Below are 16,649 nucleotides of genomic sequence, written 5' to 3'. Positions count from 1 at the left end.
CAAACTCCTCGTCAGGCTCAACGCAAAGGCACGCGAAACGCGCGCGCACCTCGCGCATGCAGTTTGACAATCCAGATAGTCGCTCCACCATTCGCCTACGGCTCATGGTCGCCCTTCCCCGATGGGGGAAGATTAAGCCCCCGCCTCCCGCGCCAGCCAATTGCCATGAAAACCCGGCGGGACGCGGTGGGGCAAATGAACGCTCGCCACCGGTTCACCGGCAAATGACCGCGCATCGATGATGACCAGATCGGTCGTCTGGTGCGGCAGGTCGACGACCAGGCCGACCAGCCACCCTTCATCCTCGCCCGCATCGACCCCGGCCGGCACGAACACGAACTCGCCCGGATACCGTCCTTCGCCGAAATCATGCACCTCGCGGATGCCTGTCTCCAGGTCGTGCTTCAGGATGAAGCTCTCGCCGATAAAGCTCTCATCATGCTTGGGCAGGCCCAGCGTATAGGCATAACGATAGGGCTGGCCGAACCGGCGTTCATCGGGGCGGGGAAACTCCTGCGGCGTGGCGTCGATCGTGCGGCGCTCGACCGTGCCGGTCGCCGGATCGATCGTCCAGCGTTCCAGCCCGCGCGACATCGCGTCCGGCCCGAGCGTGCTGTCGGCGAACATCGTGTCATAGACCACCGCATCCATGACCACCCGGCCATCGGGCAAGTCGAAGGCATTGGCGACATGGAAGATATAACAGGGATCGACATCGACCCAGATCGTCTCGCTCCCCCGGCCATTTCGCGGCAACAGGCCGATCCGCGCCTGATGATCGGGGTTCCAGCGATAGGGAAAGCTGTGCCCGCCGATCAGCGACTTCATTGAAAACGTCACCGGCAGGTCGAGGATCACCACGAACCGCGCCGTGATCGCGCAATCATGGATCGAGGGTCCGTGCTTCACCTTGATCGGCTCCTCGCGCACCACCCGCCCCTCGGGGGAGAGGATGATATGCCGGATCGTCTCCGGGTCGGTCGCTTCATAGGCGATGGCATGCTGTTCGCCGGTCAGCGGGTCGAGGTGCGGATGCGCGGTAAAGCTTCCGGTCAGCGTGTCGTCGAACGGATTATAGGTCTGCTCGTCGAGCGTGTCCGACAGCTCGACCGGATAACTCCCCGCTTCGACCAGCGCGAAGGTGCGGCCGCCAATCGCCTGCACATTGGTGTTGACGGTGTCGAAGCCGCCATGGCGCGGCCCCGGCGCGGCGCGTTCGCCCAGACCGTCGGCAACCCGCCGCGACCGGATCCAGCGGTTGCGATACCACAGCGCCTTGCCCTGCTGGATCGCCACACCGTGAACCATGCCGTCGCCGGTGAACCAGTGATAGCCGGCAGGATCGGGTGCGACCGGGTTGGGGCCAATGCGCAGATAACGCCCATCGAGCACCGCCGGGATCGTCCCGGTCACCGGCAGATCCTCCAGCGTCAGCTCATCGGCCATCGGCTGGTGGATGCCGGTCAGGAAGGGATGATCGATATCGGCATCCAGCCGCTTGCGGTTGAAGTCGGCCACCACGCCGATGCCCTTGGCCACCGTGCTGCGGATTGCGGTTTCGATCATGCTTGCCATTATGGTCTCCCAATGATGGGTTTTTACGTGTAAAGTTAACAACGTTCACATTAAGCACCAAAGGTAACAGTGTCAACATTGGAATCGGAAATTCCGAAAAAAGCCTATCATCATGGCGATCTGCGCAGCGCGCTGATCGATGCGGGCCTCAACCTGCTCGAGACGCGCACCGCTGACGATCTGTCGCTGCGTGAGGTTGCGCGCGCGGTCGGGGTGAGCGCGACTGCGGTCTATCGCCATTTTCCCGACAAGAGCGCGCTGATGGCGGCGCTCGCGGCCGAGGGGCTGGCACGGCTGGCGAGCGTACAACATGCGGCATCCGAGGCTGCGGGCGGCGGCGTCGCCGGGTTTGGCGCGACGGGCGCGGCCTATGTTCGCTTTGCGCTCGTCAATCCGGCCCTGTTTCGGCTGATCTTCGCCAACCCCGCGATCCACTTGAAACTCGACGGGCATGAGGACGATGCAATGGCGTTTCTGCGTGCCAATGCCGCGCTGCTGGCGAAGGGAAAGGGCGGCGATGCGCAAGTGATCGCGCTTCAGGCTTGGGCGATCGCGCACGGGCTGGCGATGCTGATGCTCGACGGCCAGGTGCCGATCGACGACGCGCTGATCGATCGGGTGATCGATACGGATGCTATCCAGGGCTGATCGGCATTCGGGGCGGATATGCGTGATCGATTCACATCGCTTTCGGACATCGTCATGTCCGCTCTCGGGTTTGGGCGCGCCGCTCCTAAGCCCATCCGATCGAGCATTTGAATCGAACAATACCGGGATCGACCAAGCTATGACTTCCCCCGACGTTTCCCGTTTTTTCCCGCAACCGCCGGGCATTTTTCCCGTCATGCAACGCGGTTTTTCCCGCAGTTTTTCCCGCAGGTTCCCGCAGGAACCCCAAAAAAGCTTTTTCCCGCAGGACTTCCCGCAGCTACGGGAAACGGACGTGAAATACGCTGCGTTTTCAGACCGGATCGAGAATCAAACTAGAATCACCTCAGGTGGCCGGCACCGCGACTCCGTCGATAAGCTTGTTGCACCCGCGAAGGGATTGTGGTCGAGTCGCCATGAAGTGCGGGGAGCGACGATGGCGCGGATATGTCCAACATGCGGCCCCGATGGGCGCAGCCGATAGAGCCGATGGCCAGCCTCGCCGCTCCTTCCCTGCTCGATCCGGGTACGCATGCCGCACGCTGGATCGCGGAATATTGCGGCCAGAAACTCCAGGGTGACGTGCTCTGCGCAAAGGCTGACGATCCGGCCTGGACCGCGATGTTCGAGGAACTGGCGGCGGTCGCCGGCGACGATCTGGCCCATGCGCGTGAACGCGTGCAGCGCCACGCCGAGGATATCGGCACTGGTTTCCGCATCATCGGCGAAAGCGAGGAGCGCCCCTGGCCGGTCTCACCCGTCCCGCTGCTGATCGATGGCGCCGAATGGCGCGGCATCGCCGCCGGCGTGGTGCAGCGCGCGGAACTGATGGAGGCCATCCTCGAGGATCTCTATGGTGATGCGAAGCTGGTCGAGCGTGGGTTGATTCCCGCCGCGCTGATCGGCGGCAGCCCATTCTTCCTGCGCCCGATGGCCGGGCTGGTGCCGCCCGGCGGTTATCAGCTGCATTTCGTCGCGATCGACCTGGGCCGCGGGCCGACCGGCGAATGGCGCGTGCTCGCCGATCATTTGCGCGCGCCCGCCGGCGCCGGTTATGCGCTGGAGAACCGGCTTGCCGTGTCGCGCACGCTGGGCGGGCTGCAGTCGCGGCTCAATGTCGAGCGTCACGCGCCCTTCTTCGCCGCGTTTCGCGAGGGGCTGGCGGCGGTGTGTCGTCGGGTCGAGCCGCGTATCGGGCTGCTCACGCCCGGCCGGTTCAGCCCAAGCTATACCGAACAGGCGCATCTTGCGCGCTATCTCGGCCTGTTGCTGGTCGAGGGCGCCGATCTCGCGGTGCTCGAAGACAAGCTCTATATCCGCACGATCGGCGGGCTCAAACGCGTCGATGCGCTGTGGCAACGCAGCGACCCGCGCATGCTCGATCCGCTCGCCTTCGATTCGCATTCGAAGATCGGCGTGCCTGGACTGATCGACGCGATGGCCGCAGGCGAAGTGGTCATTTCCAACGCGCCCGGCGTCGGCGTGCTTGAATCGCCCGCATTCGGCGCGTTCCTGCCCAAGCTCGCGATGCGCCTGACCGGGCGCGACCTGTTGCTGCCCAATATCGCGACCTGGTGGTGCGGCCAGGACAGCGAACGCGCACGCGTCATCGAAGATTTCGATGCGATGCTCATTGGCCCGGCGTTCGGCGTCGCCCCGCTCGGCCTGCCCGACGGCCAGCCAAGGCCCGGATCGGAGATCACCGGCACGGCGCGCGAGGCGCTGATCGCCGACATGGCGCGACGGCCGCAGGATTATGTCGGACAGGAGATCGTGCGCCTGTCGACCATGCCGGTGGTCGCCGACGCGGCATTGGTCGCGCGCCCCTTCACCCTGCGCGTCTTTGCGGCGCGCGGCGCCGACGGCGCCTGGACGGTGATGCCCGGCGGCTTCGCGCGCATCGGCGAACATCCCGATCCGCGCGCTGCGGTGATGGGCGAAGGCAGCTGGTCGGCCGATGTCGTGATCCATGGCGATGACGCCGTCGCGCCCGTTTCGCTTTTGCCGACGACCGATTCGGTCCATGTCCGGCGCAATCCCGGCACCTTGCCGAGCCGCGTCGCCGACAATTTCTTCTGGCTCGGCCGCTATCTCGAGCGCGGCGAGGCGCTGCTCAATGTGATCCGCGTAATGCTCGGCAATTCGATCGATGCCGATGCCGGCGCCGCGCTCGGCCCGCACACGGTCGGCCGGCTGGTCGGCCTGGTCGTGGCGGGCGGCGGCGCATCGCATCCCGCCACCCTGCGTCGCGCCGATCTTGCCGCTTTCACCAGGACGGCGCTGGAGGCCGAGGAAAGCTGGCATAGCGTGCGCGCGATCAACCGGCTGGCGTGCGGTATTGGCCAGGGATCGCGCGACCGGCTCTCCGCCGACATGGTGCGGCTGCTCGATGCGCCCTTCCCGACGCGCGGCGGCATGCTCGATCGCGCCGGATCGCTGCAACGCCGCTACGCCGCGCTGTCGGGCCTGTCGGCCGAACATATGGGCCGGACCGCCGCATGGCGTTTCCACGACCTGGGACGGCGGATCGAACGCGCGCTGGCGATCACCCGCGCCTTGCGCGCCTTTGGCATGCCGCAGGGCAGTGTCGACGACTTGTCCACCCTGCTCGACCTGGCCGACAGCCAGATCAGCTATCGCCAGCGTTACCTGACCGGCATTGCGCGTATTCCGGTGGTCGATCTGGTCGCGCTCGACCCGGGCAATCCGCGTGCGCTGGCGTTCCAGATCGACCATATCTGCGAACATGTCCGCGCGCTGCCGGTGCTCGAGGATGACGGCATGGACGAGCCGCAACAGGCGATGGCCGCCGGGCTGGTCGCGATCATATCGACCGCGACCGCGGTGAGCCTGACCGAGGACTCGCTCGGCGATCTCGAGCGGCGGCTATTCGCGCTCTCCGACGCGATCGCACGGCGCTATTTCCTGCAAGGCGCTGAGCCATTGCGCGCGGCCGGGATGACGCTGGCGTGATCTACGACATCCGCCACGTCACCCGCTTCGATTACGGCGCGAGCGTGAAGTTCGCGCGCTGCAATCTGCGCCTCAAGCCGATCCACTGGTCGGGCCAGATATTGGAGAGCTATCGCCTCAGCATCTCGCCCTCTGGCCGGTGCGCGCCCGCCCGCGCGGAAGCCGGTCTCGCCAATGTCATGCGGCTGGTGGTCGAGAAGCCGGTGCGCCATCTCCTCATCGAAAGCGTGTCGCGCATGACGGTCGACCGGCCGGTGCCGATGCCTTCGCCCGATGATCCGACGCTGGCGCAGATCGCCACCGCCGCACGAGCAAGCCGCGATGCTTCGCCGGCCGGTCCGGCAAGTTATATGTTCCCCTCGCCATTGATCCCGCTCGACCGCGATATCGCCGATTGGTGTGCGACCGATCTCGATCCCGAGCGGCCCTGTCTCGACGCGGCGATCGCGCTCGCACGTCGGATCCAGGAAGAATTCGAATTCGACGCCGAGGCGACCCTGGTCGATACCGCGCCGCATGATGCGTTCGAGAAGCGGCGCGGCGTGTGTCAGGATTTCGCGCAGATCATGATCACCGGCCTGCGCGCCGCCGGCCTGCCCGCCGCTTATGCTTCGGGCTATATCCGCACCATCCCGCCGCTCGGTCAGGAACGGCTGGTCGGCGCCGATGCGACCCATGCCTGGGTGCTGTTATGGTGTGGGCCAGATCTCGGTTGGGTCGGGGTCGATCCGACCAACGGCATCTGGATGGCGGGCGATCACATCGTCATGGCGATCGGCCGCGATTATGCCGAGATCGCGCCGATCGACGGCATCGTGCTCGGATCGGGCGCGCAGAAGATGGACGTCAGCGTCGACGTCGCACCGCTCACCGAACCAGTAAGTTGATTCGCCACGCCTTATTGAACCGCGACGAATTGCGCTCGGGCCATACATCCCCCAAATAGGTCGCGGAATACCAAACGCATTCGGGGAATGAAGTGGCCGATCCTTACGCAACGCTTGGCGTGCCGCGCACCGCCAGCGAGGCAGACATCAAGAAAGCCTATCGCAAGCTCGCCAAGGAGCTGCATCCCGATCGCAACAAGGACAACCCCAAGGCGAGCGAGCGGTTCAGCCAGGCGACCAACGCCTATGACCTGCTCAACGACAAGGACAAGCGCGCACGGTTCGACCGCGGCGAAATCGACGGTGAGGGCAACCCGGCGTCGCCCTTCGGTTTCGGCAATGGTGGAGGCGGCGGTCAGGGCGGATTCAAGCCCGGCGCTGGCGGCGGCGGCGATTTCGGCTTTGGTGGCGATCCGTCCGACGTCAACGACCTGTTCGAAGGGCTGTTCGGCCAATCGTCCGGGCGTAGTGGTTTCGCCGGCGGCTTTGGCGGGTTCGGACGCAAGCCGCAGCCCAAGGGCGCGAACATCGCCTATAAGCTGACCGTGCCATTCGTCGATGCGGCCATGCTCGCGCCGCAACGCATCGCGCTCGCCGACGGCAAGACGATCGACCTGAAGCTCCCCGCCGGGGTGGAGAACGGCACGCAGATGCGGCTTGGCGGCAAGGGACAGGTCGGCGCGGGCGGGGCCGGCGACGGCATCGTCACGATCACCGTCCAGTCGCACCGTTTCTTCAACCGGGTCGGTGACGATGTGCGGATCGACTTGCCGATCAGCCTGTCGGAAGCGGTGCTCGGCGCGTCGGTGCGCGTGCCGACGGTCGAGGGCGCGGTGATGCTGACCGTTCCCGCCGGCTCGACTTCGGGCAAGACACTGCGCCTGCGCGGGCGCGGTTTCCACGGCAAGGGCGGCACGCGCGGCGATCAGCTAGTCACCTTGCTGGTCGACTTGCCGGTCGGCGACGACGCTTTGATCGAGTTCGTACGCGGCTGGAAGGATCGCGACACGGGGAACCCGCGCGGTGGGATGGGCGTCTAACGGTCTGTGAAGGAAATATCACCCGAATCCCCGGAGGAACGCCGCAAGAGGCATGGGGACGGGCGGCTCAAGGTGAGCCGCCATCTCGCCTTTGCCCGGCCCGGCAGCTACACGCGCGAGATAATCAAGCGGGTCGTGGTCGGCACCTTTAGCGACGGCTTCGTCCATGCCGGCAATCTCGCCTATCTCTCGTTGCTGACGCTGTTCCCTTTCTTCATCGTCGCCGCCGCGGTCGCGCAACTGTTCGGGCGCACCGAGGAGGGGCTGCACACCGTCAACGCATTCCTGCATACCGTACCGCCAAGCGTCGCCAACGTGCTGCAGAGCCCGATCCACGACGTGCTCACCGCGCGTTCGGGGTCATTGCTGTGGTTCGGCGCGCTGGTCGGACTATGGACCACGGCGAGCTTTATCGAGACCATCCGCGATATCCTGCGCCGCGCTTACGGCGTACAGTTTGTCCGGCCCTTCTGGCAGTATCGCCTGTGGTCGATCGGGCTGATCCTCGCCTCGCTGATCCTGACGCTGATCGCGTTCAGTTTTCAGGTCATGCTGCTCGCGATCGAGCAGTTCATACTGCGCGTCCTGCCCTTCGCGTCCGGCGCGGCGAGCATCGTGTCGCTGACCCGGCTCGCACCCGCGGTCGCGCTGTTCGTTGCGCTCTATATGCTGTTCTATTCGCTCACCCCGCGCCGTTATCGCGAGAGCAAATGCCCGAAATGGCCGGGCGCGGCGTTCACTGCCGGATGGTGGCTGCTGGTCACCGCCTTGTTGCCGCCGATCCTCGGCTCGCTCGGCAGTTATGACCGGACTTATGGCAGTCTTGCCGGCGTGATGATCGCGTTGATCTTCTTTTTCTTTGTCGGCCTGGGCCTTGTCGTCGGCGCGCAGTTGAATGCGGCTCTAGCCGAGGGCGATGATGACGGAGTAGAGGTGGACGGCCAAGGCGACATACAGGAGGCGACGGCGGCGTGAATGATTTGATGAAGGGCAAGCGCGGGCTGATCATGGGGCTCGCCAATGATCGATCGCTCGCCTGGGGGATCGCCAAAAAATTGAGCGAAGGCGGCGCGGAACTGGCGTTCAGCTATCAGGGTGAAGCGCTCGAAAAGCGTGTGCGTCCACTTGCCGAACAGCTTGGCGTGGCGCGGCTGTTCGATTGCGACGTGTCCGACATGTCGAGCCTCGATGCGTGTTTCGAAAACCTCGCCAAGGAATGGCCGACGATCGATTTCGTCGTCCATGCGATCGGCTTTTCCGACAAGAACGAGCTGCGCGGCGGTTATGTCGACACCAGCCTCGACAATTTCCTGATGACCATGAACGTGTCGGTCTATTCCTTCGTCGCGGTGTGCAAGCGCGCGGCGGCGATGATGCCCGACGGCGGATCGCTGCTGACGCTTAGCTATTACGGCGCGGAAAAGGTCATCCCGCATTACAATGTGATGGGCGTGGCCAAGGCCGCGCTGGAGACCAGCGTGCAATATCTCGCGGTCGATCTCGGCCGTGACAATATCCGCGTCAACGCGATCTCGGCCGGGCCGATCAAGACACTCGCCGCGAGCGGAATCGGCGATTTCCGCCTGATCCTGAAGTGGAACGAGTTGAACTCTCCGCTCAAGCGCAACGTAACGATCGAGGATGTCGGCGGTGCGGGGCTGTACCTGTTGTCGGACCTCGCCAGCGGCGTGACCGGCGAGACGCACCATGTCGATGCCGGTTACAATGTGATCGGCATGAAGGCCGAGGACGCGCCGGATATCGCTTTGGCGTGATGGCGCTGACGCTAAATCATGTTCAGATTGCAGTTCCGGCGGGTGGCGAAGCGGCGGCACGTCGCTTTTTCGGGGAAATGCTCGAGCTGACGGAATTGCCCAAGCCGGCGGAGCTGGCAGCGCGCGGCGGATGCTGGTTCGCGCTTGGCGACCGGCAGCTTCATCTTGGCATCGACCCGGACTTCAGGGCAGCGAAGAAAGCCCATATCGCGCTTTCGACCGATGATCTCGATGCACTCGAAGCTCGACTGACCGCTGCCGGCTATCCTATCCGCACCGACTCGCCCGTCGGCGGCCATCGGCGTTTCTTCACCGAAGATCCGTTCGGCAATCGGCTCGAACTGATCGACACCGGAACCAGCGCATGAGCTTCAATACTTTCGGCCGCGTGTTCCGTTTCACCACCTGGGGCGAATCGCATGGCCCCGCGCTCGGCGCGGTGGTCGATGGCTGCCCGCCGGGGCTGACACTGTCCGAAGCCGATATCCAGCCTTTCCTCGACAAGCGCCGCCCCGGCACATCGCGCTTCACCACGCAGCGTCAGGAGCCCGATCAGGTGCGCATCCTGTCGGGTGTGTTCGAGGGCAGGACGACCGGCACGCCGATCAGCCTGATGATCGAGAATGTCGATCAGCGCTCAAAGGATTATTCCGAGGTCGCTTTGGCCTATCGTCCCGGCCATGCCGATTACGCCTATGATGCGAAATACGGCTTTCGCGATTATCGCGGCGGCGGACGATCCTCCGCGCGCGAGACGGCGGCACGGGTCGCCGCCGGAGCGGTCGCGCGCCTGGTCATCCCCGAAGTGAACATCCGCGCCTGGGTCGAGGCGATCGGCGGCGACGCGATCGACCCGGCGAATTTCGACGCCGATCAGATCGACGCCAATCCCTTTTTCTGCCCCGATCCCGCCGCTGCGGCGCGTTGGGAGGCACTGGTCGATAGTGCGCGCAAAAGCGGGTCGTCGCTCGGCGCGGTGATCGCATGTGAGGCGACCGGTGTTCCCGCGGGCTGGGGCGCACCGCTTTATGCCAAACTCGATGCCGAACTCGCCTCGGCATGCATGAGCATCAATGCGGTCAAGGGCGTCGAGATCGGTGACGGTTTCGATGCGGCCCGGCTGCGCGGCGAGGAAAATGCCGATGCCATGCGCCCGGGCGCGGCCAAATTGGGTGGGGCCCCGGAATTTCTCGCCAATCATGCCGGCGGCATCGCCGGGGGCATCACCACCGGCCAGCCGGTACGCCTGCGCGTCGCATTCAAGCCGACCAGTTCGATCCTGACCCCGGTCGAGACGATCGATCGCAACGGCGCGGCGACCGAAATCGCCACCAGGGGGCGCCACGATCCATGCGTGGGAATCCGCGGCGCGCCGGTGGTCGAGGCAATGGTCGCGCTTGTCCTGGCGGACCAGAAACTACTTCACCGCGCGCAATGCGGTTGAACCGGGCTTAACTGCCCGCGTCGGAATGCTGCGAATAGATCGCGTGCCAATGGCCGCCACGATAGACGAAGATGTCGGATGAATTGACCGGCTCTCCGCTACCCGCCTTGGTCGACAGGAACGAGACGACCGCCGTGTCGCCGAACAGCTTGACCTCGCTGCGATATGGATGCGCCAGCCGCCAGGCGACGATCTTCGACGCCCGGTCCCCGACGTCGCCTTGCGCACGCTTCCGCGCGCCTTCGACGATGGCGAGCCTGGTATGCGGCGTGCCGTCATGGCCGATCGAAACATAACCCGGCAGCAACAGCCAGTCGACATAGGCCGCATCGCCACGCTCCTCCGCTTCGCTCCACGCCTTGTCGGCAGCCAGGACCGCGGCGGCGGTGTGCGGCTCCATACCTGTTTTCGGTGCGGCGTTCGCCATCGGCATGGCGACCAGCGATGCCAGGATAAACAGAAAGCGGTACATCGACGGTTCCTTGAAATAGGAGGGCGCAGGGCAGTGTCGATAGCTTGGCAACAAGCTGTATCGGCCCGATGATCGACGAAAGCCCCACTCCGGGCGACCGGCGGTCTAGATCCGCCCCGCCATCGCGCGGACGGCCGCAAGATGGCTGCGTCCGATCCTGAGCGACGTGCCGTCACCAAGACGCACGTTCCACACCCCCATGCCGTCATGGGTCAGGCCGGCGATAAAATCGCGCCGCACGATGTGCGATCGATGAACACGGATAAAACGATCCGGATCGAGCCGGCTCTCCAGCCGGGCGATCGTCTGGTTGAGCAGGAAGTGCCGCGCGCCCAGGTGAAGCCGCATATAGTCTCGATCGGCCTCGATCCGGTCGATGTCGATAGTCGCGATGCGAACGAGCTCGGCGCGATGCGGCACCCAAAATTCCTCTGCCCATTGCGCCCTTGGGCGCGGCTCGTGCCGCCGCTGGCGTGCCTGCACGACGCGATCGACCGCCCGCGCGAGCCGTTCCTTCGTGACCGGCTTGAGCAGGTAATCCACCGCCGCGACTTCGAACGCCTCCACCGCGAAATGGTCGAATGCGGTGCAGAACACCACCGCCGGGGCGACCGGAAGTTTCTCCAACGCACGCGCGACGGTCAGTCCGTCGATCTCCGGCATCGCGATATCGAGCAGCACCAGATCGGCGTCGAGCGACTCGATCAGGCGGAATGCCGCCTCTCCGTCGGTTGCGGTGCCAACCAGCAGGATCCCGTCGAGCGCGGCGCACAGGATCCTCAGTCGCTCGACCGCCAGCGCCTCGTCATCGACGATGATGGTGCGCAGCGCGCGGTCAGCAGCCATCGCGGCTCAACGGCATCTCAAGCGTGACCGCGTAACCGCCACCAGCGATAGCCCCCCAGGCGGCGGTGCCGTCAGTCCCGAACCGCGCCGCAATGCGATCGCGGACATTGGCAAGCCCCACGCCGATCCGCCCATGCTCGACCTCGCCCGATGCCGCGCTGCCGTCGTCCTGCACGCGCAGAACCAGCCTGCCATGCAGCTCTTCGGCGACAATCCCGATCGTGACCGGTCGCCTGGTTCGCGACACCGCATGCTTGATGGCATTCTCTACGAGCGGCTGCAGGATAAGGCCGGGCACACAGGCGGTCTCCAGCGACACCGGCACATCGATTGTCACGCGCAACCGGTCGCCGAAGCGCACCGCCTCCATATCCAGGTACAGGCGCTGCAACATGATCTCCTCACGCAACGCCACATCCTGAGTCGGATCGCCGGTCAGGCTGGCACGAAAGAAGGTCGACAGGCCGATGATCATGCGCTCGGCCGCCGCGGTTCGTTCGCTCAGGACCAATGACGACAGCGAATTGAGCGTGTTGAACAGAAAGTGCGGATTGACCTGATAGCGCAGCGCCCGCAGCTCGGCCGACTGGGCGGCGGCGCTGAGCCTGGCCGCGCGGCGTTCGAGTGCGCCGACCTGCCCGGCATAGCTGAGCGCCAGATACAGCGCGCACCAGCCAACGAAGAAGAAATAACCGCTGAGTGCGGTCCCGACGATATCCACGATCGGCGCCGACGGCGCTTCGCTCATCTTGGCGGCCCCGACGACGATCGCGCTGGACGAACTTTCCACTGCCGGGACCGCCGCCACCGCCGTGCGTGTCAGATAAGGCAGGAAGCGATCGAACATATACCAGTTCGCGGTGCCGTAGATCGCAGCCGCCGGCACCGAGAGCAATGCGGCCACGGCGATGCTGCGCGCCAGCAACGCGGTCGCGATCCGCCGCAACAGCAGATAGATGACCGCCGTTGCCGCCATGCTGATGACCGAGACGATCGTTCGCGGCACGAATCTCAACAATTGCCCCGGTTCCCCACCCATCAGCGCACGGGCGGTGGAGATCGCAAAATAAAAGGCCCAGAAACACAGGATCGACAGCATCACGATTCGAACCGGCACGACCGCCGGTGCGGTGTCGTCCGGCTCGTCCGGTGATGGCGGGGCAGCAGGCATGGTTCGACGCGATGCCTTTCCCGGCCTTAAATGTCGATCGTGATCCGGCCGACGATCTGCCGTGGCGAATCGACCTGAAGCGCGCTAGCGCCGGCAACCGTCCAGTTGAACCGGTTGGTGATGTTGGTCGCCTGGAGCCGAAATATCGCCGGTTTGCCGCCCAAAGGAAATCGGTAGCGCAAACCGAGATCGAGCAGCGTCCGGTCCGGCAGGTGGACGGCGTTGTCGAGGCTGACGATCCGGCGCGCGTCATGCGACAGATTGGCGTCGAACGATATCGCGCCCCAATGCGGCGGGCGATAATCAATGCTGGCGATATAACTTCCCGGCGACGACCCGACCGGGCGTCGACCGACGAGCCCGGCATCGACCTGCTCGCCAAATACGACCGCGTCGAGCAACAACGCGCCCGCGACGACGCTTAGTCCGGTCACCGGACTGCCGGCGAGCGACAGTTCGGCCCCCTTGTGGCGGATCATGCCGAGATCGCGGAACCGCCGCGCCCCATCCAGTCCGTAATAGGGTTTGTCGATCCGGAATATGCTGCCGACCAGCGTGACATGGCTGCCGATCGACCAGCGCAGCCCGCCATCGATCTGCCGCGTCCGGATTGCAGGCGGTGCCTCGTCGCGATTGACCGCGATGGTCGGCGCGACATCGCTTTCCTCCAGGCCCCGGCTGGTGCCGGCGTACAAGGTCATCGTGTCATTCAGGCGCAGCGCGATCGCGGCATTGTAGAGCCACGGTCGATCGCGCGATTCCGGCAGCGTCGCCAACGGCATGGTCACGGATTTGCGATAGCTCGACCGCTGGATACCAAGATTGATCACGCCGATGTTACGCCACGTCCCTTCATAGGCGAGGCCATAGGTCGATTGTCGAACCCGATCGCGGGTCTGTTCACCAAAGACAAATCCCGGCGGTTCGGTGAAATCGGGTCGGTCGATCGAGCCCCGCCCCAGCGCGACGACATCATTGGCGCCATATCGGCGGCGTTGATCCCGGCCCCGAATCGCGACGCGAAAGAGATGCTTTCGCGGCCCTTCGGCCAAGGACCGCGACAGCTCGATTTCGCCGCTGGTAGCAGCCGACAGCTTGTCGCGCTCGGCCAGTACGACACGATCCGCTGCGCCGGATGGTGAAGTGCCAAGGAATAGAGGCGCGAACGAATGCGGCCTTTCGGATGTCGAGCGGAACAGCCCACCCCGAAGCTGCCAATTGCCGATCGACGTCCGCGCAAGCCCGCCGTAATTGAAGTCGCGATTGTCATTGGCCGCCCAATGCTGGCCGATGAACCGCCGCGGCTTCACCGCCGGCGGCAATTGCGTGCCATCGAACAGGATCGTCGGCGCTGATTCGTTATCCCAGGCGCGAATCCGGCTCCAGAACGGCGTGATTTCCAGTCGGTCGGTCGGTTGCCAGCGTGCGATCAGGCCGGTGGAGATCGTGCTGCCTTTTCCGCCATAGGGAAATTGATAGCGATAAAGACCGACCCCGCCGGCGAGCCCCAGGCCGGGTAGTACCCCGGGAAGCTGTCCGTCCGCTTCGATGAGGTGCCCGCCGAAACTATCGACCTGCGACGATACGGAAAGAACGGCGTGATCGCCCGGCTTGCGCAATTGGAATTCTGCCACACCGCTTGGCGCCGGAAATGGATGACCGAGAACCGACGGCCCGACCAGAATACGGTTTCCGCTGATCAGGCGGCTGGTGAAATTGCCTTGCTGATCGAAATAAAGGCCTTCCAGGCGGATATTTCCCGCCGCGCTCGGAGAGAAACCACGTGCGTTGCCAGGATCGTAAAGGCCAAGATTCTGCCCGCTGACGTTGATGCCGAAAGCATCCTCCGCCTGAGCGACAGCATTCTCGTCGACGCGTTGGGCATGGGCCTCGTAAGGCACCAGTATCGTTGCAGCAAAGCTCCAGACCATGAATCGCAAGCCCGCCCTTCGGCCGAGGCTGCGCAAATCCGCGCATGATGCCGTGGCGACCAAGGAGCGGGCAGAACAATCATATAGCATTCACCAGGCGATGTGCTTCGAGTGGAACAGCAGCAACGATCGGTCGACCAAGGACCGGTGGATTCGACCAACGACAGTCGATACCAAAGGCTTCGGTTTGAGAGGTACTCAGGACCCAGGCGACCGAGTGTGGTTAATTCTCCGACAACCTGTTGGAGTCGCGCGACAGGGCGAGCAACCATGCGGACCGTATCGCGCGCTAAGCCGTTCCTTTGATGACGCTCGATGAGACGGGTGTAACGGGAGCTAACAACATGCGCATCGCAACGATAATGAGTGTCGCCGTCCTGGGTCTTTCATCCGCCGCGCTGGCGACCATGACGACTGCACCGGGCCAGTCGATGACCAACAACGTCACCAGCAACACCGTCGAAACGCCGATGGCAAACGACATGCCGATGGACAACGCGGCAATGACGCCGATGAACACGATGGACCCGGCACCGAACTCCACCGAGCCCAAATAGTCGCCGCCGGCTCTTCGCAGTGCGAAGGGCCGGTCAGTCCGCGAAGGGATCGCGGACCAGGATCGTGTCCTCGCGCTCCGGGCTGGTCGACACCAGAGCCACCGGGCAATGGATCAACTCCTCGATGCGGCGGATATATTTGATCGCCTGCGCCGGCAGATCGGCCCAGCTGCGCGCGCCCGCCGTGGTCTCGTTCCAGCCCGGCATGGTCTCATAGACCGGTACGACTTTGGCCTGGTCGGCGGCATGCGCCGGGAAATAATCCAGCGTCTCGTCGCCGAGCCGATATCCGGTGCATATCTTCACTTCGTCGAAACCGTCGAGCACGTCGATCTTGGTCAGCGCGATACCGGTGATACCACCGACCGCAGCCGATTGCCGCACCAGTACGGCATCGAACCAGCCGCAGCGGCGCTTGCGTCCGGTGACGGTGCCGAATTCATGCCCGCGCTGGCCCAACCGCTCGCCGGTCTCGTCCTCCAGCTCGGTCGGAAACGGGCCCGATCCGACCCGCGTCGTATAGGCCTTGGCGATGCCGAGCACGAAGCCGACCGCGCTTGGGCCAAGGCCGGATCCGCCCGCCGCCGTGCCAGCGATCGTGTTCGACGATGTAACGAACGGATAGGTGCCATGATCGACATCGAGCAGCACGCCCTGCGCGCCCTCGAACAGGATCCGCCGCCCGCGCGCGCGCGCGTCGTTGAGGTTGCGCCAGACCGGCTTGGCGAAGGACAGCACGAAATCCGCGATCGCGCGCAATTCGTCGAGCAGCGCGGCGCGGTCGATTGGCGGCTCGCCGAACCCGGCGCGCAGCGCATCGTGATGTGCGGTCAGCCGGTCGAGCTGCGCATCGAGCGCATCGAGATGCGCGAGGTCGCAGACGCGGATCGCGCGCCGGCCGACCTTGTCCTCATAGGCCGGGCCAATGCCGCGCCGCGTCGTACCGATCTTGCCCGCGCCGCTTGCATCCTCGCGCAGCGAATCGAGGTCGCGATGGAACGGCAGGATCAGCGCGCAATTGTCGGCGATCATCAGCGTGTCGGGGGTGATGGTGATGCCCTGGCCGCGCAATTTCTCGACCTCGGCCTTAAGTGCCCAAGGGTCGAGCACCACGCCGTTGCCGATCACCGAGGGCGTGCCGCGCACGATACCCGAAGGCAGCAGCGACAGCTTGTAGACCTTCTCGCCGACGACCAGCGTATGGCCGGCATTATGCCCGCCCTGGAAACGGACCACGACATCGGCACGCTCGGCCAGCCAGTCGACGATCTTGCCCTTGCCTTCATCGCCCCATTGGGCGCCGATGACTGCTACATTTGCCATGATCTAT

The 16,649-nt window shown here is 64.7% G+C and carries 15 protein-coding genes; 9 read left to right on the top strand and 6 right to left on the bottom strand.

The window, feature by feature from the left end:
* Window positions 1-132: 132 nt before the first annotated feature.
* On the bottom strand, window positions 133-1,575 hold the full coding sequence (locus tag ACVWZA_RS21440; RefSeq protein WP_457313474.1) for an 8'-apo-carotenoid 13,14-cleaving dioxygenase: 1,443 nt from the start codon (window positions 1,573-1,575) through the stop codon (window positions 133-135).
* Between the two features lie 69 nt (window positions 1,576-1,644).
* On the opposite strand from ACVWZA_RS21440, the gene ACVWZA_RS21435 reads away from it, so the two are divergent.
* The 8 genes from ACVWZA_RS21435 to aroC all read left to right on the top strand — a co-directional run bounded on the left by ACVWZA_RS21435 (window position 1,645) and on the right by aroC (window position 10,342).
* Window positions 1,645-2,223 carry a TetR/AcrR family transcriptional regulator gene (locus tag ACVWZA_RS21435; RefSeq protein WP_457313473.1) on the top strand — a complete coding sequence of 193 codons (579 nt, stop codon included), beginning with the start codon at window positions 1,645-1,647 and terminating at the stop codon, window positions 2,221-2,223.
* A gap of 489 nt (window positions 2,224-2,712) precedes the next feature.
* A complete protein-coding gene (locus ACVWZA_RS21430) occupies window positions 2,713-5,196 on the top strand; it encodes a circularly permuted type 2 ATP-grasp protein (protein ID WP_457313478.1) in 2,484 nt (827 codons plus the stop codon).
* Window positions 5,193-6,083, top strand: coding sequence for a transglutaminase family protein (locus ACVWZA_RS21425; protein ID WP_457313472.1), 891 nt, complete (start codon window positions 5,193-5,195; stop codon window positions 6,081-6,083). The genes ACVWZA_RS21430 and ACVWZA_RS21425 overlap by 4 nt, the downstream gene beginning before the upstream one ends.
* Window positions 6,084-6,175: 92 nt before the next feature.
* Complete coding sequence (locus tag ACVWZA_RS21420) at window positions 6,176-7,123, top strand: DnaJ C-terminal domain-containing protein (protein WP_457313471.1); 948 nt, start codon at window positions 6,176-6,178, stop codon at window positions 7,121-7,123.
* A gap of 72 nt (window positions 7,124-7,195) precedes the next feature.
* Window positions 7,196-8,098 (top strand): YihY/virulence factor BrkB family protein, encoded by a 903-nt coding sequence (locus tag ACVWZA_RS21415; protein ID WP_457313470.1) that lies wholly within the window; start codon window positions 7,196-7,198, stop codon window positions 8,096-8,098.
* On the top strand, window positions 8,095-8,898 hold the full coding sequence (gene fabI / locus ACVWZA_RS21410; protein WP_457313469.1) for an enoyl-ACP reductase FabI: 804 nt from the start codon (window positions 8,095-8,097) through the stop codon (window positions 8,896-8,898). The genes ACVWZA_RS21415 and fabI overlap by 4 nt, the downstream gene beginning before the upstream one ends.
* The gene (locus ACVWZA_RS21405) at window positions 8,898-9,266 is read left to right on the top strand and encodes a VOC family protein (protein ID WP_457313468.1); all 369 of its coding nucleotides are present in this window, start codon (window positions 8,898-8,900) and stop codon (window positions 9,264-9,266) included. The genes fabI and ACVWZA_RS21405 overlap by 1 nt, the downstream gene beginning before the upstream one ends.
* A complete protein-coding gene (aroC, locus tag ACVWZA_RS21400; RefSeq protein WP_457313467.1) occupies window positions 9,263-10,342 on the top strand; it encodes a chorismate synthase in 1,080 nt (359 codons plus the stop codon). Before ACVWZA_RS21405 ends, aroC begins: the two co-directional genes overlap by 4 nt.
* Before the next feature lie 7 nt (window positions 10,343-10,349).
* Here the strand turns inward: aroC and ACVWZA_RS21395 are convergent, their stop codons facing one another.
* The 4 genes from ACVWZA_RS21395 to ACVWZA_RS21380 all read right to left on the bottom strand — a co-directional run bounded on the left by ACVWZA_RS21395 (window position 10,350) and on the right by ACVWZA_RS21380 (window position 14,762).
* Window positions 10,350-10,814, bottom strand: a complete 465-nt coding sequence (locus tag ACVWZA_RS21395) for a nuclear transport factor 2 family protein (RefSeq protein ID WP_457313466.1) — start codon at window positions 10,812-10,814, stop codon at window positions 10,350-10,352.
* Window positions 10,815-10,919: 105 nt separating this feature from the next.
* Window positions 10,920-11,660, bottom strand: coding sequence for a LytR/AlgR family response regulator transcription factor (locus tag ACVWZA_RS21390; RefSeq protein WP_457313465.1), 741 nt, complete (start codon window positions 11,658-11,660; stop codon window positions 10,920-10,922).
* Complete coding sequence (locus tag ACVWZA_RS21385) at window positions 11,650-12,831, bottom strand: sensor histidine kinase (protein WP_457313464.1); 1,182 nt, start codon at window positions 12,829-12,831, stop codon at window positions 11,650-11,652. The genes ACVWZA_RS21390 and ACVWZA_RS21385 overlap by 11 nt, the downstream gene beginning before the upstream one ends.
* Window positions 12,832-12,857: 26 nt before the next feature.
* A complete protein-coding gene (locus ACVWZA_RS21380) occupies window positions 12,858-14,762 on the bottom strand; it encodes a TonB-dependent receptor domain-containing protein (RefSeq protein ID WP_457313463.1) in 1,905 nt (634 codons plus the stop codon).
* A gap of 344 nt (window positions 14,763-15,106) precedes the next feature.
* Here ACVWZA_RS21380 and ACVWZA_RS21375 point away from each other — a divergent pair, with 344 nt between their 5' ends.
* Window positions 15,107-15,319 (top strand): hypothetical protein, encoded by a 213-nt coding sequence (locus ACVWZA_RS21375; protein WP_457313462.1) that lies wholly within the window; start codon window positions 15,107-15,109, stop codon window positions 15,317-15,319.
* A 33-nt stretch (window positions 15,320-15,352) separates the two neighbouring features.
* Here ACVWZA_RS21375 and ACVWZA_RS21370 read toward each other — a convergent pair whose 3' ends face one another.
* Complete coding sequence (locus ACVWZA_RS21370; RefSeq protein WP_457313461.1) at window positions 15,353-16,642, bottom strand: adenylosuccinate synthase; 1,290 nt, start codon at window positions 16,640-16,642, stop codon at window positions 15,353-15,355.
* Between the last annotated feature and the right edge of the window lie 7 nt (window positions 16,643-16,649).

This window comes from Sphingomonas sp. UYAg733 (genome assembly GCF_054057355.1).
Note: the sequence above shows the minus strand (reverse complement) of the source record. Positions and strands in the feature narration are given on the sequence as shown.